We start from the raw sequence: 22117 nt of genomic DNA on the forward strand, positions 1-22117 counted from the left end.
GTGACGCCTGGGCGCAGCGTTCTGCACACCGTGGTGCCAGTGTGCCGATGTTGGGCCGGCGGCGCAGAACCAGACGACGAAGGGGTGGACGCGAACCCACTGGTCAGGGGACCGCGGAGACCTCGATCGGCATGGCCAGGCGGGTCGGCTCGAGCCGGCCCCGCAGGGTGACCTCCTCGCAGGTGGCCCACAGCTGGCGCTCCTCGACGGTCGCCGCGAGCAGGGCCCGCTCCGACGCCAGCACGCGGCAGTCTCGGTTCTTGGCCAGCTCGGTCAGCCGGGCCGCCTCGTTCACCGGGTCACCGATCACGGTGTACTCGAACCGGCGGGCCGCCCCGATGTTGCCGGCCACCGCCATGCCCGCCGACACCCCGATGCCCAGGTCCACCCCGGTGGCCCGCTCCAGCTCGCGGCGCAGCTGGCGGGCGGCGGCCAGCGCGGCGGTGGCCACGTCGGTGTGCTCCAGCGGGGCGCCGAAGATCACCAGGGCGGCGTCGCCCTCGAACTTGTTCACCAGCCCACCGTGCTCGGTGACCACGTCCACCACCACCCGGAAGAAGTCGTTGAGCAGGGCCACCACCTCGGCGGGAGGGTGGCTGGCGGCCATCCGGGTCGAGCCCACCATGTCCACGAACAGCACGCCGACCTCGCGCAGCTCCCCGCCCAGGTCGGTGCCGGTCTCCAGCGCCCGCCGTGCCACGTCCACCCCGACGTGCCGGCCGAACAGGTCGCGCAGCAGCTCCCGCTCGGCCACCCCGGAGACCATCTCGTTGAAGCCCTTCTGCAGCAGGCCCACCTCGCTGCTGTCGTACACCTCCACCGACACCTCGGTCTGGCCGCGCCCGACCTCGCCCAGCGCCCAGCGCACCTGCTCGATGGGGTCGGCGATGGAGCGCGCCGTCAGCCCCGTGCCGAGCAGGCCGACCAGGAAGGACAGGCCGCCGACGAAGATGATCGCGCCGACCACCCGCTGGGGGTCGTCCACCAGCGAGCCGGTCAGCTGGGCCACGCAGATCACCAGGATCCCCGACGTGGGCAGGGCCGAGGTCAGCCCCCAGGTGAGCAGCACCCGGCTGGCCACGCCGGGCCCGGTCGGGTTGTCCGGCATGGTCGCCTTCAGCGCGTCGGCTGCCACCGGCCGCAGGCAGCGCTCCGCCAGCAGGTAGCCCACCGCACAGGTGGCCGCCGCGCCCAGCACCACGCTGAAGGCGATGACCACCGCGAGGCGGTGCGAGGCGGCCACGTTCAGCGCCACGAAGATCACCCCGCCCACCGTCCACATCCCGGCGTGCACCACGGTCTGCCAGAACGGGGCGCGCAGCACCGCTGCTTGCTCGGCCGCGGTGGGCGGACCGCCGCGGCGTCGCCAGAGCAGCACCGGCTTGAGGATCCGCAGCCCCAGGACGACGTCAGCGACCAGCGCCAGGGCCAGGTAGGTGCCGAAGATCAGCCGGTTGAGGCCCTGCGCGTACTGCATGTCCTCCGGCGGCAGCGGCAGCACGTAGCGGACGAAGGCCCACAGGATGAGCGCACCAGCCAGGTTGGCCAGCAACATGCTTGCCGCGTAGCCCGGCCATGGACTGGTGCGCATCCGCTGGAGAATCTCGACGCGGGTGGGCACGCGCTCACCGTAGTGCGCCCAGCGTCACTAGGCTCACGCCCCGTGACCAGATCCGCCGCAGTCCCAGAAGCTCCCGCACGCAGGGACAGCAAGGAAGCCGTCACGTGGGGCGTCCGCGTCGCCGCGTCGTGGTCCGCCCGCCTGCTCGTCATCGGAGCCCTCGTCTACGTGGTCTTCCAGCTGGTCAGCAACTTCGGCGTGGTGACGGTGCCGGTGGCGCTGGCGCTGCTGGGCTCGGCCCTGATGTCGCCGGCCGTGGCGTGGATGGAGCGCGCCGGTCTGCCCCGTGCCCTCGCCACGGCCATCGCGATGGTCGGTGGGCTCGCCCTGGTGGGCGGCGTCCTGACGTTCGTGGTGCAGCAGTTCATCAACGGCCTGCCGGAGATGCAGGACAAGGTCGGCTCCAGCGTCACCGAGGTGCAGGAATGGCTGGTGACCGGGCCGTTCCACCTCCGCCAGGAGGAGATCAACAACGCCGGCACCACCTTTACCGACGCGCTGAAGTCGCACAGCGAGGCGCTGACCACCAGCGCCCTGAGCACCGCCAGCACGCTGGGGGAGGTGCTCACCGGCGGGCTGCTCACGCTCTTCACCCTCATCTTCTTCCTGCAGAACGGCCGCCAGATCTGGGAGTTCTGCATCCAGGTCATCCCCCGCGAGAACCGCGACGCGGTGGACGTCGCCGGCCACCGTGGCTTCGCCTCCCTGGTCGGTTACGTCCGGGCCACCATCGCGGTGGCCGGGGTGGACGCGATCGGCATCGGCGTGGGGCTGGCGGTGCTGCAGGTCCCGCTGGCCCTGCCCCTGTCCGCGCTGGTGTTCCTGGGCGCGTTCGTCCCGATCATCGGAGCGGTGCTCACCGGGATCGTCGCCGTGCTGGTCGCCCTGGTCACCAAGGGCTTCGTGGTGGCGCTCATCGTGCTGGGCGTGGTGCTGGCCGTGCAGCAGCTCGAGGGCCACGTGCTGCAGCCGCTGCTGCTGGGGCGCGCCGTGGCGCTGCACCCGGTGGCGGTGGTGCTGGCCATCGCGGCGGGCACCGTGCTCGGCGGCATCCTCGGTGCCGTCCTGGCCGTGCCCATGGTGGCGGTGCTCAACTCGGCCGTGCGGTCGCTGTTCTCCGACGAGGAGCACACCGACGCGGCGGGACTGAGCGGGTCCGATCCCGCGGAGGCGAAGGTGCCGAGCGGCCAGCCGCAGCCTCGTGACACCGACACCAACACCGACACCGACACCAGCGCCGATGCCGATGCCGACGCCGACCGTCCGGGCTCGTCGGGCCCCGGCCCCGGACCGGCCTGACCCGGTGACCGCCACGGGGGGCGGCCGTCGGCGTGAGCACGCGCGCTCGTCGGCCGGCACACGGATCGACCCGGCCACCCCGCTGTGGCAGGGCGCCACCGTCTTCCGGGTGCTCACCTTCCTCTTCGCCCTCGGGGTGCAGGTCGCCTTCTCCCCCGGCTACGCCCACCCCGTGCTGAGCTGGGTGCTGGTGGGTGTGATGGGCGCCTGGACGGTGGTCACCGGTTTGGGCCACACGCAGGGCTGGGGCCGCAACCTCGCCATGGTGGCCGCCGACGTGGGCGTGGTCCTGGCGCTGCTGGCCCTGTCCCGCCTGGCGCTGACCACCCACCAGCTCGCCTCCCCCGACCCGCTGGTCACCACCATCTGGGCGGCCAACCCGGTGGTGGCCGCCGCGGTGCTCGCGGGCCCGGCGCTGGGCTTCGGGGTGGGACTGGTGGTCGCGGTGGCCACCGCGCTGGTGAATGGCTACGTGGACACCGACATCAGCCGGGACGGGGTGCTGCTGCTGTGCACCGGGCTGGTGCTCGGGGTGGCCGCCGACACCGCACGACGCTCGCACGCCCAGCTCGAGCGCGCGCTGCGGGTGCAGGCCGCGATCGCCGAGCGGGACCGACTGGCCCGCGAGGTGCACGACAGCGTGCTGCAGGTGCTCGCCTACATCCGTCGCCAGGGCAGCGAGCTCGGCGGTGACGCCGCGTCGCTGGCGGCGATGGCCGGGGAGCAGGAGGTGGCCCTGCGGGCGATGGTCTCGGCCGCGCCCACCGACCCGACCGACGATCGCCAGCTGCCCAGCATCGACCTGCGCACGCTGCTGCAGGCCCAGGCGAGCTCGACGGTGTCGGTGTCCGTGCCTGGCACCAGCGTCCCGCTGCCGGGAGCGGTGGCGACCGAGCTGGCTGCCGTCACCCGCACCGCGCTGTCCAACGTCGCGGTGCACGCCGGGGTGGGGGCCAAGGCCTTCGTCCTGCTGGAGGACCTGGGCAGCGAGGTGGTGCTCAGCATTCGCGACGACGGCTGCGGCATCGCCGAGGGCCGCCTGGAGGAGGCCGAGCGCGAGGGCCGGATGGGGGTCGCGCGGTCGATCCGCGGCCGGGTCGCCGACCTCGGCGGTGAGCTGGTGCTGGAGACCGCGCCGGGCGAGGGAACCGAGTGGGAGGTCCGGGTGGCGCGGCCGAGCACGCCCCGCAGGAGCGACGAGACCGTCATGATGTCTGTGCGTCGGTGGGCGCACCGGCGCGGCCGGTAGCCGAGATCAGCAGCGCCCAGCTTCAGCGGGCCCGAGGTTCCACACTGCCAACGGGGGGCACCATGCAGGAGAGCACGACCGAGCCGGCTCGGGACACCGTGGTCCGGGTGATGGTGGTCGACGACCACCCGATGTGGCGGGACGGGGTCGCCCGCGACCTCACGGCCCGCGGCTTCGACGTGGTGGCCACCGCCGACGGCGTGGACTCCGCCGAGCGCATCGCCAGTGCCGTGCAGCCGGACGTCGTGCTGATGGACATGCAGCTGGGCAGCGGCTCCGGCGTCGACGCCACTGCCCGGGTGCTGCAGGTGTCGCCGGGCACGCGGGTGCTGGTGCTGTCGGCCTCCGGCGAGCAGTCCGACGTGCTCGACGCCGTCAAGGCAGGCGCCTCGGGCTACCTGGTCAAGAGCGCGTCCGTCACCGAGCTGGTCGACGCGGTGAGCGCCACTGCCGCGGGGCAGGCGGTGTTCACCCCGGGCCTGGCTGGGCTGGTGCTCGGTGAGTACCGGCGCATGTCCGCCGAGCCGGCGGCTGCAGGACCGCCCACCCCGCAGCTGTCCGAGCGGGAGACGGAGGTGCTGCGACTGGTGGCCAAGGGCCTCAGCGCCAAGCAGATCGCCGCCCGGCTGGTGATCAGCCACCGCACCGTGGAGAACCACGTTCAGTCGACGCTGCGCAAGCTGCAGCTGGCCAACCGCGTCGAGCTGGCCCGCTACGCCATCGAGCACGGCCTCGAGTAGTGAACGCGCAGAACACTTCTGCCCGACACAAGTAGCAATACTCAGGACACGGCCGCGGCATTTGGCCACGATGGGTTCATGACTCAGCACCCCGACCATGACGACGCCGTGGCACAGCTCGCCGACGAGGTCCGTTCGCTGCGCAAGCGGCTGGACGAGGTCGGTGCTGAACCCCCACAGACTCCGGCGCCACCCACCGAGCCTGGGCCTGGCCGACCGGGCCCCAGCTGGGCCCCGGTGCCCCCGCCCGCCGCGGTCCGTCCCCCCCAGCCGGCCTTCCGCGCCGGCCCCCAGGGGCCCGCGCCTCGCCCGCCCCAGGTCGCCCAGCTGCCCAGCGGGCCGATCCCCCCGGCCGCCCGCGGCCCCCGCCCGCCCAGTGGCCCGCCCCGCCCGCCGGCGGGCCCACCGCCGTGGTCCGGCTCACCCCCGGGTTACCCCCCGCCGCCGGCCCCGGCCGCCCAGCCCGGGTGGTGGGCCCGGGAGAACACCACCAGCCGCGTGCTGGCGGTCGCCGGCTCCGTCATCACCCTGCTCGGCGTGGTGATGCTGCTCGTCCTCGCGGTGCAGAACGGCTTCCTGGGAGTCGTCCCACGCGTCGTGGGCGGCGCCGTGCTGGCCACCGCGCTGCTGGGCCTGTCCTTCTGGGTGCGCAACCGGCCCGGTGGGCAGATCGGCTCGGTCACGCTGGCCGCCACCGGAGCGGTCGGGCTGTACCTGGACGTCGTGGTGGTCACCAGCACCTACCACTGGGTGCCGGTGCCCGTCGGTCTCGTGCTCGGCTTCGCCATCACCGCAGCCGGGCTGGGCATCGCCTACTGGTGGCGCTCCCAGCTGATGGCCCTGCTCGCCGTGCTGGCCTCGTGCGCCCTCTCCCCGTTCCTCATCCAGGACGGCGGTCCTGAGCTCACTGGCTTCGTCCTGGCGGTGTGCGTCGCCGCCGGCGTGCTGCACCTGCTGCGACCCTGGCAGGGCCTCTACGTGGTGCAGACCGTGGCTCCGGTGCTCGCAGCGGCGATCTCCATCGTCGTGGCAGCCGATCGCGACACCCTCCTCTGGACCACCGCCGGCGCCTGCGTCCTGGTGACCGTGACGGGCCTGGTCTTCGCGCTGCTGGCCGTCCACCGTGATCGCACCGACAGCGTGGCGCCGGGCCTGCTGCCGCTGTCGGTGGTGCCCACCCTGCTGACTCCCACGATCCTGTCGCAGTGGTCGGCGGTCGCCGTGGTCTCCGGCGCGGCTGCCGTGCTCATCGCCCTGCGCTTCTCCCTGCCGTGGCTGCCCCGATCGGTGCAGATGGTCCTCACCGGCGCCGGCTGCGTCGCGGCGTTCGAGGCCATGTGCCTGGCCGCCACCGTGGAGTCGCGGGCCTCGCTGATGCTGACGGCCACCATCGTGCTCGTGGTGATCGCCCACCAGCTGCGCTCGCGGCTGGCGCTGGGGCTAGCCACCGGTTTCGGTGCTCTGGGCCTCGCGATGCTGATGGAGCTCGCCCCGCCCGAGCTCGCGCTGTCCGACTCCTGGGCCTCGGCGCACGCCGGCTGGCCCGCCGTGGTCGCCGGCACGCTGCTCGTCGTGGCGGCCGGCGCCCTCGCCTACGAGGTGCACTGGTCCCGGGTGCTCGGTGCCGACCCGATCAGCTGGCTCGTCGGCGGAGCGGCGATGCTCTACGGCGCCAGCACCGCGCTCGTCGCCGCCGGCGTGCTGATCTCCCCGGAGCACGGCTACATGGGGGGCCACACCGCAGCCACAGTGACCTGGATGATCGCCGCGCTGGTGCTGCTGAGCCTGGGCCTGTCCACCACGAGGCAGTCGCTGGTGGCCCGGGTGGCCGGGCTGATCCTGGCCGGGTCGGCCGTGGCCAAGCTGCTGCTGTTCGACCTGGCCGCGGTCAGCGGCATCGCCCGGGTGATCGGGTTCATCGTGGTGGGCCTGATGCTCATCGCCGCTGGCATGCGCTACGCCAGGGCCATCGGCAGCCAGCCCGGGTCGCAGCAGCAGCCGGGTGGCCCGCAGGTGCCCTCGGCACAGCACCTGGGCTGACCGCCCGGGCCCGGCGCCCCGCGCTGCCTCCCCCCGCTACCAGCGGGGGACGGGGTAGCCGGGGCGCTCCGGCGTCGAGCGGTGCTTGCCCGGGGCGCTGCGCTGCCGTGATCCACGACGTCCGCCCGAGGACGGCGGGCCCGAGCCGTCGGGATGGTCCTCGCCCGGCTCGCTCGGCTCGTGCTCGGACAGCCCGATGCGCTGCTGCAGCCGCAGCAGTGCCGGCGGGGCCCACCACGTCCGGTCCCCGATCAGCGCGATCACCGCGGGCACCAGCAGCAGCCGCACCACGGTGGCGTCCAGCGCCAGGGCGAAGATCAGGCCCAGACCCAGGAAGCGCATGGTGGACACCTCGGAGAACGCGAACGCCCCGGTGACCACCACCAGCAGCAGCGCAGCGGCACTGATCACCCCGCCCGTCCGGGCGGTGCCCGCGCGCACGGCGTCCCGGGTGCTGGCCCCGTTGGCCCGCGCCTCGACCATCCGGGAGAGCAGGAACACCTCGTAGTCGGTGGACAGGCCGAAGACAATGGCCGCCATCAGCACCACCACGCCGGCCTCCATCGGACCGGGGGTGATGCCCACCAGCCCCGCACCGTGGCCGTCCACGAAGATCCAGGTCAGGAAGCCCAGCGTCGAGCCGAGCCCGAGGGCGCTCATCAGGACCGCCTTCAGCGGCAGGATCACCGACCCGAAGGCCAGGAACATCAGCACGAAGGTGGCCACCGCCAGCAGCAGCGCCATCCAGGGCAGCGTCGACTGCAGCGCGGACAGGCTGTCCATGCTGCTGGCAGTCTTGCCGCCCACCAGCACGTTCGTGCCCTCCTGGACCGGCAGGGCACGCAGCTCGTCCACCACCTGCTGCCGGCTAGGGGCGCCCTCGGCCCCCTCGCCCAGGGGCACCGTGAGCACGGTGACACCCTCGCCGCTGGCCCCCGGCTGCGCCGGGCCGGCGCCACGCACGCCGCTCACGGCGGCGACCACCTGCTGCGTCTGCTCGGGCGTGGCGCCGCTGATCGCCACGGTCGCTGACTCCGAGGCCAGCGCGGGGAACTGCTGGGCGACCTGCTCGGTCGCGGTGCGGGCCGCAGAGTCGGCGGGCAGCGCACGCTCGCTGACGTCGCCGAAGGAGGCTCCGGCGAAGGGCAGGGTGAGCGCGGCCAGCACCGCCACGATGGGGACCGCCACCAGGGCGGGGCGGCGCATCACCGTGCTCGCGACCTGCCCCCAGAAGCCGTCCAGCTGCGCCGTGCCCACCTTGCGGCGAGCCCGACCGGGCACGCTCAGGGCGTCGATGCGCGGACCCAGCACCGACAGCAGCGCGGGCAGCACGGTCAGTGCCAGGAACGCGGCCATGCCCACTGCGGCCATGCCGCCGTAGCCCAGCGACTTGAGGAAGTTCTGCGGGAACAGCAGCAGCCCGGACATCGCCACCGCCAGCAGCGTCGCCGAGAACGCCACGGTGCGCCCGGCGGTGGCCACGGTGCGTGCGACCGCGTCGGCCACGGTGCGTCCACCGGCCAGCTCCTCGCGGAAGCGGCTGACGGTGAACAACCCGTAGTCGATGGCCAGGCCCAGCCCGATGAGGGTCACCACGTTGACCGCGAAGGAGTTGACCGGCACCACCAGGCTCAGCAGCCGCAGCAGGCCCAGCGAGCTGAGGATGGTGAGCACTCCCACCACCAGCGGCAGCGACGCGGCCACCAGCCCGCCGAAGATGAACAGCAGCAGCACCAGCACCACCGGCAGCGAGATGCTCTCCGCCCGCACCAGGTCGGCTGCGGTGCGCTCGTTCACCTCGGTGCCCACCGGGGCTGATCCCGCCAGCGCCAGCTCCACCCCGTCGACCGCGAAGGCGTCCTGCACCTGGGTGTAGCTGTCCAGCACCGCGGAGTCGTCCTGCCCGGCCAGGGTGATCACGGCCAGGCCGCGGGTGCCGGTCGCGTCCATCAGCTGCGGAGCCGGGGTGGTCCACAGCGAGACCACGGACGCGACGTGCTCCGGCGGCAGCGTCGTCAGGCGGTCGCGGATCTGCTGGCCCAGCACGGGGTCGTCGATGCGCGTGCCCGCCGGCGCGGTGTAGACGGCGAGCACGTCCCCGCCGGTGCGGCCGAAGCGCTCCTCCACCAGCTGCGCGGCCCGCGCCGACTCCGACTCCGGATCGTCAAATCCGCCCTGCGCCAAGCGATCGAACAGGCCCGCGCCGAAGACGCCGGCCAGCACCGCCGCGAGCACCACCAGCCCCAGCACCCACCGGCGGCGGCGGTGCACGAGGTAACCCCAGCTGGCGAACACGGACGGGACTCCTGACGGTGGGGAGAAGGGCCGCGGACAGTCTGCCTAACGGGCGCCGAAGGGCGACTGACCGGCCCGACCCCAGCGCGTCGACCGTGGCAAACTCGAAGGTGGGCCCGTCGCGCCAACCCCCCGTGCGCGACGGGCCCCCTCGCGCGTACCGGTGGCCCGTCCGCGGCTCAGCGGTGTGCGAGCAGCGCCGACAGCGGGCGCAGGGGCTGCAGCCAGGCACCGTCGTCGGGCAGGTTCTCCAGGTTGATCCGCGGCAGCGGCTCCCGGAAGACCCCGGGGATGTCCTCCAGGTCCACGAAGTTCACCAGCGGATCAGCGACCGCCCAGCTGGCGTGCTCCCGGAAGCCCAGCACCTGCACGGCCACGCCCTCGGCGGCCAGCTCCTCCAGCGGCTCCCGGAAGGCCTGACCGTCGGCGGAGGCCACGATGATCCCGGCCAAGCCGCAGGTGTGCTGGCGCAGCGCGATGTGGTCGAGCATGTCTGCGTCCACGTCGCTGTACTCGTCCAGCTTGGGCTTGGCGAACACCGCGAAGCCGACGTTGCGCAGGGCCTCCACCCACGGGCGGACGACCTCCGCGGTGCCCTGGGCGATGTTGGTGAACACCGTCGCCTCGGGCTCCAGCGGGCCGCCCGAGCCGTTCTCGCGCTGCAGGTCCTCCGTGCGGGTCAGCAACCAGCGACCCAGCGCGTCGAAGCGGGGCCGGAAGGCCGCTGTCGGTCGGCCGCCGAGGATGGACCCCAGACCCATGTCCAGGTTCGGGGCGTCCCACACCAGCAGGACCCGACGGCTCTGCTCAGGCTGGGAGGAGATCGCGGGTGAGGCGCTCGCAGTGCTGGTGCTCATGCTGTGATGATGCCTCAGGCGACCATCGCTCGCGCGACGTTCATCGCTTTCGCCACAGCAGCTCGGTGACCGCCGTGCCCGCCTGCTCGGCCCGGTTCTCGAACTTGGTGACGGGGCGACGCAGCAGCATCGGTGACTCCGCAGCCAGGTCGACGCGGGTCAGCAGCGGTTCCGCGTCGCCCACCTCCGCCACCTCCTCGGCGTAGGGCAGGTGGTCGGTGGCGACGTGCAGCACGCCCCCCGAGCGCAGCCGGGTCGCGATCAGCTGCACCACCGGCTGCTTGAGCAGGCGGCGCTTGTGGTGCTTGTGCTTGGGCCAGGGGTCGGGGAAGAACACCCGCACCCCGGCCAGCGACTCCTCGGCGAGCTGGTGGGTGAACACCTGCACCGCGTCGCCACGCACCGCCCGCACGTTGGTCACGCCCGCGGCCCTGCAGTGCTGCACCAGCTGGGCCAGGCCCGGCCGGTAGACCTCGATGGCCAGCAGGTTCACCTCCGGCTCCGCGGCAGCCATCGCGGCGGTGGCCGTGCCGGTGCCGGACCCGATCTCCACCACCAGCGGGGCCTCGCGGCCGAACCACGCGGCCAGGTCCAGCGGCTCGTCGCCCGCGTCGGTGCCCATGGCCGGCCACCACTCGTCCCAGGCGCGCTGGCGGGCCGGGGTCAGCGCGTCGCGCCGGGACCGGAAGCTGACCACCCGGGCGCGGGGCCGGTCGAGCGGGGCGGACGTGTCGGACATCGGGTGTGCTCCAGAGTCAGGGCTTCGGGGGTCAGGGCTCCGGGGGTCGGGGCCGGTACCAGGCTGCCTCATGGCCCTGACCGGGTCGTCGACGGACCCTGCCCACTGTGACGGGAGCTGACTGCTGCCGGTCACCCCACGGCAACGCTGCGTCATGGCACGATCGTCCGACAGGCGTGCACCGGAGGGAGGGCTGATGACCGCTGTCGTGGGCCAGGCCCTGCCCGGCGCCCCGGCCACCTCCCTGCGCGACGCCCTGCTCGCGACCTGCCACGACCTGGCCCAGCGCTGCTCCCCGGAGACCGCGGCCGGCGTGGGGCACGTCGCCGCACGGCTCAGCAGTCCCCTGCAGGTCGCCGTCGCCGGACGCATCTCCTCGGGCAAGTCCACGCTGGTGAACGCCCTCATCGGCCGCCGGGTGGCGCCCACCGCGGTGGGTGAGTGCACCCGTCTGGTCACCCGCTTCTCCTACGGTGACGTCGACCGGGTGGAGGTCATCACCCACGCCGGGGCCCGCACGGTGGTGCCGCTGACCGCCGAGGGCATGATCCCGGCCGACGTGGCCACCCTCGCCGGGGTGCGGCCCGAGGAGGTGTCCCACCTCGAGGCTTACCTGACCAGCGCGCTGCTCGCGGAGCTGACGGTGGTGGACACCCCCGGCCTGGGGTCGCTGGACATCGCGTCGTCGGCGCGCACCGATGCGCACCTGGTGGGCAGCACCCGCAGCGCGGTCGCCGGAGCCGAGGCGGTGCTCTACGTCTTCACCCAGACCGTGCGCGCCGACGACGCCGAGGCACTGGCCGCCTTCGCCGGCGCCACCGCCGGCCAGGAGGCGGGCCCGGTGAACGCGCTGGGGCTGCTGAACAAGGCCGACACCGTGGCCCCGGAGTCGGTGGCCGAGGCCGGCGGCAACGTCTCGCAGGCGGCACGGCTGCTCGCCGCCGCCCAGCAGCGGCTGCTGGGGTCACGGGTGGCCGAGGTGCTGCCGGTGATCGGTCTGCTGGGCGAGACCTGCGAGACCGGGGGCCTGGGGGCGCGCGAGGTGGAGGCGCTGCGGGTGCTCGCCGCCGTCCCCGACGACACCCGCATCGCGATGCTGCTGGCCACCGACCTGTTCCTCTCCCTGGACTGCCCCCTGGACGTGGCCACCCGGCGGCACCTGCTGGAGGTGCTCGACCTCTACGGGGTGGCGTGCGCGGTGCGGGCCCTGCGCGCCGACCCGCACATGTCCGTGGGCCGCCTGCGGACCGCCCTCAACGCGGTGTCCGGCCTGGCCCAGGTGCGGGAGCGGCTGGCGGTCGTGTTCAGCGCCCGCGCCGAGGGGATCAAGGCCTCCGCCGCACTCGCCTCGCTGTCCGCGCTGGCCCGCAGCTGTCCGCAGCCGAGCGACCAACGGCTGCTGCGCGGGGCGGTGGAGCAGCTGCTGCGACGGCCGGAGGCCCACCAGCTGCGCCTGGTGGAGGTCCAGACGCTGCTGCGCACCGGGGCGGTGCCGCTGCCGCCGGCACTGGTGGGCGAGGCGCTGCGGCTGCGCCCCGGCACCGCCCCCGCTCACCAGCTCGGGCTGCCCGGCGCCACCCGCGCCGAGCTGGCCGAGCGCGCGCTGCAGCGGGCGGGGTGGTGGCGCTCGTTCGCCACCTTCGCCGAGGACACCGGGCAGGCACGGGTGGGCCAGGTGGTCCACCGCGCGTACTTCCTGCTCTGGCAGGAGCTGCAGGACGCTGCTCGGTGAGCGGGCTGCCGACCGCGGTCCGCGCCGCGATCACCGAGCTGTCCGCGCTGCTGGCCGAGGCCGACCCCACCGCCGCCGCGCAGCTGAGCCGGCAGCAGGCCAGGCCGACCGAGGCGCCCACCGTGGTGCTGATCGGTGAGACCAACCGCGGCAAGAGCTCGTTGGTCAACGCCCTGCTCGCCACTCCGGAGCTGTCCCCGGTGCAGGCGGGTCCAGCGACGTCGACCTACCTGGTGCTGCGCCACGGCCCCCAGTGGTCGGCTCAGGGTCGCTACGCCGACGAGCGCCCACCGGTGCCAGTGGATCTCGCCGAGCTGCCCGCGTGGGTGTGCGGCGGCCCGAACGGGCGTGCCGAGCCGGTCGCCCCGCCCCGCTACGTGGAGGTCTGCGGCCCCGTCCCGCTGCTGGCCAACCTCACCCTGGTCGACACCCCCGGGGTCGGCGGGCTGCGCCCCTTCCACGCCGAGCTGGCCACCGAGGCCGCTGCCACGGCCACCGCCCTGCTGATGGTGGTGGACGCGAGCAGCCCGTTCACGCGCGGCGAGCTGGACTTCCTGCGGCAGGTGAGCGAGCGCGTGGAGACGGTGGTGTTCGCCCTCACCAAGACCGACGCCCACCGGGGCTGGCGCGAGGTGCTGGCCGCCGATCGCGCCGTGCTCGCCGAGCACGCCCCCCGCTTCGCCGAGGCACCCTTCCTGACGGTGTCGGCCCGTCTCGCCACGCTGGCCGCCCAGGCCCCCAGCCGCGAGGTCGCCACCACGCTCCGCCTGCAGTCGGGCATCAGCGACCTGCAGGAACAGCTGCAGCGGCTGGTCACCCACCGAGCCGCGATGCTGGCCGACGCCAACACGCTGCGCGCCCTGCACTCCGCGCTGGGCCACGCCGCCCAGCAGCGCCGCGACCGGGTGCGGGTGCTGCGCTCCGGGGCGGGCACCGCCACCGAGCTGCGCCGCCGCCGCGCCGAGCTGCTGGCCCAGCGACGCACCGGGCAGCGAGGCTGGTCGCTGCGGCTGCGCGCCCTCGTCCAGCACGCCAGGGTGGAGTCCACCCACGAGGTGGCCCGGCACGTGCGGGAGGTGCAGGCCGCGTTCCGCGCCGCGGTGGACAACGCCGACCGGGAGGCCCTCGCCGCCCTGCCCGGCCAGCTCGAGCCCGCGCTGGCCGGGGTGGCGGACAAGGTCAGCGCGGCGCTGGCCGAGCGGCTGCGCCTGCTGGTGGAGCAGGTGCTGGCCGAGCTGTTCACGCCCGAGGAGCTGGCGGCGCTGGCTGCGCAGACGGTCCGCGCCCAGCAGGTGCCGCTGGTGATCCGGCCGGTGGAGAAGCGCCAGGCGGCCGCGGAGGACCGGTTGATGGTGATCGCCGGCGCCTCCGGTGGCATCGGTCTGGGCCGGCTGGCGCTGATGCCGCTGGCCCTCGTGCCGGGGCTCAACGTGGTGCTCATCCCGCTCACCCTCGGCCTGGGGGCGGGCGCCGCGTGGTGGATGGCCCGCGCCCGCGGGCACCTGGCCGACAAGTCCCACGTGAAGCAGTGGTCGGGCGAGGTGTTCGCGGAGGCTCGGGCCAGCCTCGACCAGGTGGTGGCCGAGCAGCTCATCGACGCCGAGCACCAGCTCAGCGCGGCGCTGGACGAGGCCCTGGCGACCCGGCTGGAGCAGATCGACGGCGAGCTGCACGCGGTGGACGAGGCGCTGCGGATGGACGGTGCCGAGCGCGCCGAGCAGCTGAGCGCCACCGAGCGGCAGCTCGCCTTGCTGCTCGCGGCCCAGGACCGCGCGGCGAGCTTGCTCACCCGGGTACGTGCGGTCCGCGACACTCGGGCCTAGTGCCCTGCGCGCTCGCCTAGGGTGGTCGCGGTGAACACCTCGGCTGCTCCCGGTACCCAGCCCGCCCCGAACACCCAGTACGAAGCCCTGCTCGCGCACGTGCTCGAGCACGGCACGCCCAAGGCCGACCGCACCGGCACGGGCACCCGCAGCATCTTCGGCCACCAGCTGCGCTACAACCTCGCCGAGGGATTTCCGCTGGTCACCACCAAGCGGGTGCACTTCAAGTCGCTGGCCTACGAGCTGCTGTGGTTCCTGCGGGGCGACTCCAACGTCGCCTGGCTGCACGAGCACGGCGTCAGCATCTGGGACGAGTGGGCCGGGGCCGACGGTGAGCTCGGCCCGGTCTACGGCGTGCAGTGGCGGTCCTGGCCCACCCCGGACGGCGGCCACGTCGACCAGATCGCCGAGGTGATGCAGACCCTGCGCACCAACCCGGACTCCCGCCGGATGATGGTCTCGGCCTGGAACGTCGGCGAGATCAGCCAGATGGCGCTGCCGCCCTGCCACGCGCTGTTCCAGTTCTACGTGGCCGACGGCAAGCTGTCCTGCCAGCTGTACCAGCGCAGCGCCGACCTGTTCCTGGGCGTGCCGTTCAACATCGCCAGCTACGCCCTGCTCACCCACATGGTGGCCCAGCAGGCAGGCCTGGAGGTCGGGGACTTCATCTGGACCGGCGGCGACTGCCACATCTACGACAACCACGTCGAGCAGGTCCGCGAGCAGCTCGCCCGCACCGCCTACGGCTTCCCCCAGCTGAAGCTGCAGAAGGCGTCCTCGATCTTCGACTACTCCTACGCCGACTTCGAGGTGGTCGGCTACCAGCACCACCCGGCCATCAAGGCGCCGGTGGCGGTGTGAGGCCGGCATGGGTCTGAACCTGATCTGGGCGCAGGCCGCCAACGGCGTCATCGGCCGGGACGGCGACCTCCCCTGGCACCTGCCCGAGGACCTCGCCCACTTCCGGCACACCACCCGCGGTGCCACCGTGGTGATGGGCCGCGCCACCTGGGAGTCGCTGCCGCCGCTGGTGCGCCCGCTGCCCGGCCGCAACAACGTGGTGCTCACCCAGCAGCCTGGCTGGACCGCGTTCGGCGCCACCGTGGTGCACTCGCTGGAGGAGGCCGTCGCCCTCGGTGCCGGCGACACCTGGGTGATCGGCGGTGCCAGCGTGTACGCGGCGGCGATGCCCCTGGCCGAGCAGCTGGTGGTCACCGAGCTGGCTGACCCGGTGGACGGTGACGTGCACGCCCCCGAGATCGGCTCGCGGTGGCAGGTGGTGGACCGCGACCCCCAGCGGGGCTGGCACACCTCCACCACCGGCCTGCGGTACCGGATCGTCACCTACGCACGGTGAGGAGCTGGCCGAGGCCGGGCGCTACTGCACCCGGGCGACGCCCTCGCCCAGCCGCAGCGCCCGGGCAGCGCGCTCGGCCAGCACGGCGGGCGGGGCGGTGACGTCCTCGGTCATCCCCGCCTCGTCCCGGCCCAGCGGCTCCAGCGCGGCCAGCTGCGAGCCGAGCAGCTCCGGGGGCATGAAGTGCCCGACGCGTGAGCCCAGGCGGCGCGACAGCAGCTCCGGCGAGCCGTGCAGGTGCAGGAACCAGATGTCGCCGGCGGCAGCGCGCAGCACGTCGCGGTGGGCCCGCCGCAGGGACGAGCAGGCCATCACCGCAGTGCGCCCGGCGTCGGCCCGCTCCTGCATCCAGGCACTGACCGCCAGCAGCCACGGCGACCGGTCTGCCTCCTCCAGCGGCTCGCCCGCCGACATCTTGGCGACGTTGGCCGGCGGGTGGAAGTCGTCGGCGTCGCCCACCTCCGCCCCCAGCCGCTCAGCCAGCAACCGCGCCACCGTGCTCTTGCCGGCACCCGCGACGCCCATCACCACCACCTGGGGGCTCCGGCTGCGCATGGCGCGACCCTAGCGCCGGCCGCGGCCGCGAGCATGCCCTGAGGGAACCGAACCCGAGGCGAGGGAGTCTCACCTCCGACCCGAACCTGCCGAGAGGAATGTCCATGCACATCGACGAGAGCCCGGCCGAGCTGCTGACCGTCACCGTGGACGGGGACGAGCACACCTACCACGCCACCGTCGACGCGGACGCCGACGGCATCGCGGACACCGTCCACCTGGACACCGTCGACGGCAGCTACGAGTACTCCGACACCGACGGGGACGGCGCGGCGGACGAGCTCACCCGCTACGACGTGCACGGCAAGGTCCTCGGCCACGCCGTCCTCGATCCCGCCACCGGCACCTGGACCGCGGACGACAGGACCACCCCCGCAGCCGTGTCTACCGCGCCCACGGTCTCCGCCGAGATCCAGGCCGCCGCAGACCAAGCCGGTCCCTCCACCGTGGACTCCGACGGCGACGGCGTGGCCGACACCGCCGTGCTGCAGACCGCCGGCCGGACCGTGCTGGTGACCGACGTGGACGGTGACGGCACTGCCGACGTGCTGACCGAGGTGACCAGCAGCGGGGAGCACACCTCCTACGAACAGGGTGCTGACGGCCAGTGGCGGGAGGCCGGGGGCGGGGACCTCGGCGACGGCACCGGCAGCCCCGGCGCGGGAGCCACCGAGCCGCCGGCGCCGGCCGTGACCGACCCCGTCACCGGCGAGTGGATCGCCCGGTAGCGCGCTTGCGCCGACTTTGCCAGGGGCCGTGACCAACTTGTGACCAATTCCCCTAAGTGGAGTCGCTTTTCTCCGGGCCGCCCAGTTAACCTAAGGACGTACTGAACCCGGCGCTCGTGCCCGCCACCCGGCAGGCACCCGAGCCGCGTCCCTTCAAGGGCCGCAGCCGGGCCTGTCGGCTCCGCTCGTCAGGTCCTGCTTCGGTCCACTTCAGGAGAGTCTGATGACGGCAGCGACCATTCCCGGCCTCGACGAGCAGAACGGCACCGTGCCAACCCAGCACAGCGACCTGCTGGCCTGGGTACGAGACGTTGCCGAGCTCACCCAGCCTGACCGTGTCGTCTTCGTGGACGGCTCGGACGAGGAGTGGGACCGACTCACCACGCAGCTCGTCGACGCGGGGACCTTCACCCGGCTCAACCCGGAGAAGAAGCCCAACTCCTTCTGGTGCGCCTCCGACCCGGCGGACGTGGCGCGCGTCGAGGAGCGCACCTACATCTGCTCCCGCGAGGAGTCCAGTGCGGGCCCCACCAACAACTGGATGGACCCCACGGAGATGCGGTCGCTCATGACCGACCTCTACCGCGGCTGCATGAAGGGCCGCACCATGTACGTGGTGCCCTTCTGCATGGGCCCGGTCGACGCCGAGGACCCCAAGCTGGGCGTGGAGCTCACCGACTCCGAGTACGTCGTCGTCTCCATGCGGATCATGACCCGCATGGGCAACGTGGCGCTCGAGCGCTTCGGCACCGACGCCCCCTTCGTCAAGGCGCTGCACTCCGTGGGTGCGCCGCTGACCGAGGGCGAGACCGACGTCGCGTGGCCCTGCAACGACACCAAGTACATCACCCACTTCCCGGAGGACCGCGAGATCTGGAGCTTCGGCTCCGGCTACGGCGGCAACGCGCTGCTGGGCAAGAAGTGCTACTCGCTGCGCATCGCCTCGGCGATGGCCCACGACGAGGGCTGGCTGGCTGAGCACATGCTCATCCTCAAGCTGACCTCGCCGGAGGAGAAGGTCTACTACGCCACCGCCGCGTTCCCCAGCTCCTGCGGCAAGACCAACCTGGCCATGCTCGAGCCCACCATCCCGGGCTGGAAGGTCGAGACCCTCGGCGACGACATCGCCTGGATGCGCTTCGGCGAGGACGGCCGGCTGTACGCCGTCAACCCGGAGTTCGGGTTCTTCGGTGTCGCCCCCGGCACCAACTGGGCCACCAACCCCAACGCCATGCGCACCATCGAGCGCGGCAACTCGCTGTTCACCAACGTCGCGATGACCGACGACGGCGACGTGTGGTGGGAGGGCATGGAGGGCGACCCCCAGCACCTGACGTCCTGGAAGCAGGAGGACTGGACGCCGGAGAGCGGCGAGCTCTCCAGCCACCCCAACTCCCGCTACTGCACCCCGATGTCGCAGTGCCCGGTGCTCGCGCCGGAGTGGGACGACCCCAAGGGTGTGCCGATCTCGGCGATCTTCTTCGGCGGCCGCCGGGCGACCACCATCCCGCTGGTCACCGAGTCCCGCAACTGGCAGAACGGGGTCTTCATGGCCTCCACCATGTCCAGCGAGAAGACCGCTGCCGCCAGCGGCAAGGTCGGTGACGTCCGCCGCGACCCGATGGCCATGCTGCCCTTCATCGGCTACAACGCCGGTGACTACCTGCAGCACTGGATCGACCTGGGCAAGTCCGCGGACGAGTCCAAGCTGCCGAAGATCTTCTACGTCAACTGGTTCCGCCGGGGCGAGGACAAGCGCTTCCTGTGGCCCGGATTCGGGGAGAACGCCCGCGTGCTCAAGTGGGCCATCGAGCGCATCGAGGGCAAGGCCGCGGCGCGGGAGACCGCCATCGGCTACGTGCCCACCAGCGCCGACATCGACCTGGACGGCCTCACCGGCGGCCTCGAGGACGTCGACCTGGCGCTGGAGGTCAACGACGAGGAGTGGAAGCGCGAGATCCCCTCCATCGAGGAGTGGTTCACCATGTTCGGGGACAAGCTGCCCAGCAGCCTGAGCGACGAGCTCGACGCGCTCAAGCACCGCCTGGGCTGACCACGACGACGCACCCCACGCGGGTGTGAGCGCTTGCCCGAGGGGCGGGTACCGCAGGCCAACCGGCCGGGTGCCCGCCCCTCGGCCGTGCAGGGGGAGAGTGGAGCGCGTGGAGACGGTCATGGTGATCGCTGCGCTGGCCGCGCTCTGGCTGGTGTTCAGCCTGGTGGTGCACCGGCTCCGGCGGCGTGGGCTCACCGGCGAGCACCCGGGAGTGGGCGTCGTCCGGCCCGAGCAGCTGCGCGAGTCGAGGTCGAGGCCGAGCCGTAGCTGGCGGGAGGGCCATCGGCCCTGGCACGAGTGAGCGCGGCCCGGGGAGGTTCACCCTCACCCGGGCCGCGCTGCCGCTCGACGGTCGACGGCGGGTGTCGCGGCCGTACCGCCCCTCCGCGGTCCAGCCTCGACGTGGTCAGCTCCTCTCCTCGTCCCCGGCGGGGTGCGAGTCTCTGCACAACCCCTCAGCCGTCGTCGCCGTGCACAGGTGAGACGGCCGCTCCGGCCCGGGGCGACTCGGTGGGCCTACCCACCGCCCCTGAGTAGTTCCCCCCAGCCCGGCCCGGGCCTGCCACCGCGTGGTGAGATGACGGCATGGACAAGTCGGGACTGATCCTCTCTCGCCGCGACCTTGCCTTCCTCCTGCACGAGTGGCTGGACGTCACCTCGCTGACCACCCGGCCGCGCTTCGCCGAGCACTCCCGGGAGACCTTCGACGCGGTGCTCGAGCTGGGCGAGCAGATCGCCACCGAGCACTTTGCGCCGCACAACAAGAAGGCCGACGCCAACGAGCCGGTGATGCGCCCGGACGGCACCGTCGAGCTCATCCCCGAGGTCGCCGCCGCGCTGGACGTGTTCGCCAAGGCGGGCCTGATGTCCGGCCAGCTCGACGAGTCCCTCGGTGGCATGCAGCTGCCCAGCGTCGTCGCCCGCGCGATGCTGGCCTGGTTCCAGGCCGCCAACGTCGGCACGTCGGCGTACCCGTTCCTCACCATGGCCAACGCCAACCTGCTGGTCGCGCACGGCACACCCGAGCAGGTGGACACCTGGGTGCGCCCCATGACCGAGGGACGCTTCTTCGGCACCATGTGCCTGTCCGAGCCGCAGGCCGGGTCCTCGCTGGCTGACATCACCACCCGAGCGGAGCCGCAGGCTGACGGCACCTACCGGCTCTTCGGCAACAAGATGTGGATCTCCGGCGGCGACCACCAGCTGAGCGAGAACATCGTCCACCTGGTGCTGGCCAAGGTCCCGGGCGGTCCGGCCGGGGTCAAGGGGATCTCGCTGTTCATCGTGCCCAAGGTCCTGCTCGACGACGACGGCAGCCTGGGTGAGCGCAACGACGTGGTGCTCGCCGGGCTCAACCACAAGATGGGGTACCGGGGCACCACCAACACCATGCTCAACTTCGGCGAGGGCCAGCACACCCCGGGCGGCGCGGCCGGCGCAGTGGGCTACCTGCTGGGCGAGGAGCACCACGGGCTGGCCTACATGTTCCACATGATGAACGAGGCCCGCGTCGGGGTGGGCCTGGGCGCCACGGCGCTGGGCTACACCGGCTACCTGCACGCGCTGGACTACGCCCGCACCCGCACCCAGGGCCGACCGGCCACCGCCAAGGACCCGGCCTCGCCGCCGGTGCCGATCATCGAGCACGCCGACGTGCGCCGCATGCTGCTGGCCCAGAAGTCCTACGTGGAGGGCGGGCTGGCGCTGGGCCTGTACTGCGCCCGGCTGGTGGACGAGCAGGACACCGCGCCGGAGCCGGCCGATCGCGAGCGGGCGGCGCTGCTGCTGGACGTGCTCACCCCGGTGGCCAAGAGCTGGCCGTCGCAGTGGTGCCTGGAGGCCAACAGCCTGGCCATCCAGGTGCACGGGGGCTACGGCTACACCCGCGACTACGACGTCGAGCAGATGTACCGGGACAACCGGCTGAACCCCATCCACGAGGGCACCCACGGGATCCAGGGCCTGGACCTGCTGGGGCGCAAGATGAGCATGCGCGGTGGGGCGGGCCTGCGGCTGCTGGGCGAGTCGGTGGCCGCCACCGTGCAACGGGCGGACCAGGCCGGCGGCGAGCTGGCAGAGCTGGGCGCGCAGCTGCGCGTGGTGGTGGAGCGAGTGGGGGCGGTGACCGCCGCGCTGTTCGCCGCCGGCGACCCCGCGGTGACCCTGGCCAACGCCTCGGTCTACCTGGAGGCGTTGGGGCACACGGTGATCGCCTGGATGTGGCTGGAGCAGCTGCTCGCGGCCCAGCCGGGCACCGGGGACTTCTACGCGGGCAAGCGACAGGCTGGCCGCTACTTCTTCCGGTTCGAGCTGCCGAAGGTCGGCGCCCAGCTCGACCTGCTGGCGTCGTTGGACACCACGGTGCTGGACGCCGACCCGGCGTGGTTCTAGCGGCTGCTGGCTAGATGCGGCGCGCGCCCGTCAGCTCGCCGTAGGGCACGGCCCCGACCTTGACCACGTCGCCGGAGGTGGGCGCGTAGACGTACTGGCCGTTGCCGACGTAGATGCCGACGTGTCCGCCGCCGTAGACGAACACCAGGTCACCGGGGGCCAGCTGGTCGTAGGCGACCGGGAAACCGACGCCGGCCTGCTCCCCTGTGGTGCGGGGCAGCGAGATGCCCACCTGACCGTAGGAGAACTGCACCAGGCCGGAGCAGTCGAACGCGCCGGGGCCGGTGGCGCCGTAGACGTAGGGCTTGCCCACCTGGGCCAGTGCCACGTCCATGGCGAGCACGGACGGGCTGACGACGCTGGCACTGGCCGGTGCCGGCGCGGCCTGCGCGGCGGCGGTCGGAGCCATCGCCAGCACGGAGGCGCCGGCGGCGGCCGCCAGCACCAGGCGGCGGAAGGAGTGACGGGGCTTGGTCGCGATCTCGGAAGGCATGTTTCCTTGGGGGTTCGGGGACGGTTGCGTCGAACCCCGCCCACGTGCGCCCGACGTGGCGCGCATCGCACGGGGTGAACCGGGCTGGGCGGGAAGTGACTCTAACGGTAACGAAATGGTCACGAAGGTCAACAGCCTCGGC

Annotated in this window: 18 protein-coding genes; 12 read left to right on the top strand and 6 right to left on the bottom strand. The window is 73.0% G+C overall.

Features of this window, described 5'->3' with window-relative positions; all coding sequences use genetic code 11:
* Positions 1–103: 103 nt before the first annotated feature.
* Positions 104–1591 (bottom strand): adenylate/guanylate cyclase domain-containing protein, encoded by a 1488-nt coding sequence (locus AC3YNX_RS03360; protein WP_489994972.1) that lies wholly within the window; start codon positions 1589–1591, stop codon positions 104–106.
* A gap of 72 nt (positions 1592–1663) precedes the next feature.
* On the opposite strand from AC3YNX_RS03360, the gene AC3YNX_RS03365 reads away from it, so the two are divergent.
* From AC3YNX_RS03365 to AC3YNX_RS03380, 4 genes are all read left to right on the top strand, one after another.
* Positions 1664–2920, top strand: a complete 1257-nt coding sequence (locus tag AC3YNX_RS03365) for an AI-2E family transporter (protein WP_489994594.1) — start codon at positions 1664–1666, stop codon at positions 2918–2920.
* Between the two features lie 4 nt (positions 2921–2924).
* Positions 2925–4169, top strand: a complete 1245-nt coding sequence (macS, locus tag AC3YNX_RS03370; protein WP_489994595.1) for a MacS family sensor histidine kinase — start codon at positions 2925–2927, stop codon at positions 4167–4169.
* A 62-nt stretch (positions 4170–4231) separates the two neighbouring features.
* Positions 4232–4909 (top strand): response regulator, encoded by a 678-nt coding sequence (locus tag AC3YNX_RS03375; RefSeq protein WP_489994596.1) that lies wholly within the window; start codon positions 4232–4234, stop codon positions 4907–4909.
* A gap of 78 nt (positions 4910–4987) precedes the next feature.
* On the top strand, positions 4988–6949 hold the full coding sequence (locus AC3YNX_RS03380) for a DUF2339 domain-containing protein (RefSeq protein ID WP_489994597.1): 1962 nt from the start codon (positions 4988–4990) through the stop codon (positions 6947–6949).
* Between the two features lie 36 nt (positions 6950–6985).
* Here AC3YNX_RS03380 and AC3YNX_RS03385 read toward each other — a convergent pair whose 3' ends face one another.
* The 3 genes from AC3YNX_RS03385 to trmB all read right to left on the bottom strand — a co-directional run bounded on the left by AC3YNX_RS03385 (position 6986) and on the right by trmB (position 10912).
* Complete coding sequence (locus AC3YNX_RS03385) at positions 6986–9244, bottom strand: MMPL family transporter (RefSeq protein ID WP_489994598.1); 2259 nt, start codon at positions 9242–9244, stop codon at positions 6986–6988.
* A 179-nt stretch (positions 9245–9423) separates the two neighbouring features.
* A complete protein-coding gene (locus AC3YNX_RS03390; protein WP_127784317.1) occupies positions 9424–10101 on the bottom strand; it encodes an NYN domain-containing protein in 678 nt (225 codons plus the stop codon).
* A 40-nt stretch (positions 10102–10141) separates the two neighbouring features.
* Positions 10142–10912, bottom strand: coding sequence for a tRNA (guanosine(46)-N7)-methyltransferase TrmB (trmB, locus tag AC3YNX_RS03395; protein ID WP_489994599.1), 771 nt, complete (start codon positions 10910–10912; stop codon positions 10142–10144).
* A gap of 124 nt (positions 10913–11036) precedes the next feature.
* Here trmB and AC3YNX_RS03400 point away from each other — a divergent pair, with 124 nt between their 5' ends.
* From AC3YNX_RS03400 to AC3YNX_RS03415, 4 genes are read left to right on the top strand one after another with little or no spacing between them, the layout of a single operon-like run.
* Positions 11037–12572 (top strand): dynamin family protein, encoded by a 1536-nt coding sequence (locus tag AC3YNX_RS03400; protein WP_489994600.1) that lies wholly within the window; start codon positions 11037–11039, stop codon positions 12570–12572.
* Positions 12569–14395, top strand: coding sequence for a dynamin family protein (locus AC3YNX_RS03405; RefSeq protein WP_489994601.1), 1827 nt, complete (start codon positions 12569–12571; stop codon positions 14393–14395). Before AC3YNX_RS03400 ends, AC3YNX_RS03405 begins: the two co-directional genes overlap by 4 nt.
* Before the next feature lie 21 nt (positions 14396–14416).
* Positions 14417–15256: a thymidylate synthase gene (locus tag AC3YNX_RS03410; RefSeq protein WP_489982132.1), complete on the top strand. Its 840-nt coding sequence runs from the start codon at positions 14417–14419 to the stop codon at positions 15254–15256.
* 7 nt (positions 15257–15263) lie between these two features.
* Positions 15264–15752 carry a dihydrofolate reductase gene (locus tag AC3YNX_RS03415; RefSeq protein ID WP_489994602.1) on the top strand — a complete coding sequence of 163 codons (489 nt, stop codon included), beginning with the start codon at positions 15264–15266 and terminating at the stop codon, positions 15750–15752.
* 21 nt (positions 15753–15773) lie between these two features.
* Here AC3YNX_RS03415 and AC3YNX_RS03420 read toward each other — a convergent pair whose 3' ends face one another.
* Positions 15774–16307: a gluconokinase gene (locus AC3YNX_RS03420; RefSeq protein ID WP_127784323.1), complete on the bottom strand. Its 534-nt coding sequence runs from the start codon at positions 16305–16307 to the stop codon at positions 15774–15776.
* Between the two features lie 104 nt (positions 16308–16411).
* Between AC3YNX_RS03420 and AC3YNX_RS03425 the strand changes: the two genes are divergently transcribed.
* The 4 genes from AC3YNX_RS03425 (at position 16412) to AC3YNX_RS03440 (ending at position 21482) form a co-directional block, all read left to right on the top strand.
* On the top strand, positions 16412–17035 hold the full coding sequence (locus AC3YNX_RS03425) for a DUF6802 family protein (RefSeq protein WP_489994603.1): 624 nt from the start codon (positions 16412–16414) through the stop codon (positions 17033–17035).
* A 223-nt stretch (positions 17036–17258) separates the two neighbouring features.
* On the top strand, positions 17259–19088 hold the full coding sequence (locus tag AC3YNX_RS03430; RefSeq protein ID WP_489994604.1) for a phosphoenolpyruvate carboxykinase (GTP): 1830 nt from the start codon (positions 17259–17261) through the stop codon (positions 19086–19088).
* Positions 19089–19209: 121 nt separating this feature from the next.
* Positions 19210–19392, top strand: coding sequence for a hypothetical protein (locus tag AC3YNX_RS03435; protein ID WP_489994605.1), 183 nt, complete (start codon positions 19210–19212; stop codon positions 19390–19392).
* A gap of 284 nt (positions 19393–19676) precedes the next feature.
* A complete protein-coding gene (locus AC3YNX_RS03440) occupies positions 19677–21482 on the top strand; it encodes an acyl-CoA dehydrogenase (protein WP_489994606.1) in 1806 nt (601 codons plus the stop codon).
* 10 nt (positions 21483–21492) lie between these two features.
* Here AC3YNX_RS03440 and AC3YNX_RS03445 read toward each other — a convergent pair whose 3' ends face one another.
* Entirely contained in the window at positions 21493–21975 is a 483-nt protein-coding gene (locus AC3YNX_RS03445) for a C40 family peptidase (protein ID WP_127784328.1), read from the bottom strand.
* Positions 21976–22117: the final 142 nt, after the last annotated feature.

It is taken from the genome of Rhodococcus sp. Z13_19A, assembly GCF_058133575.1.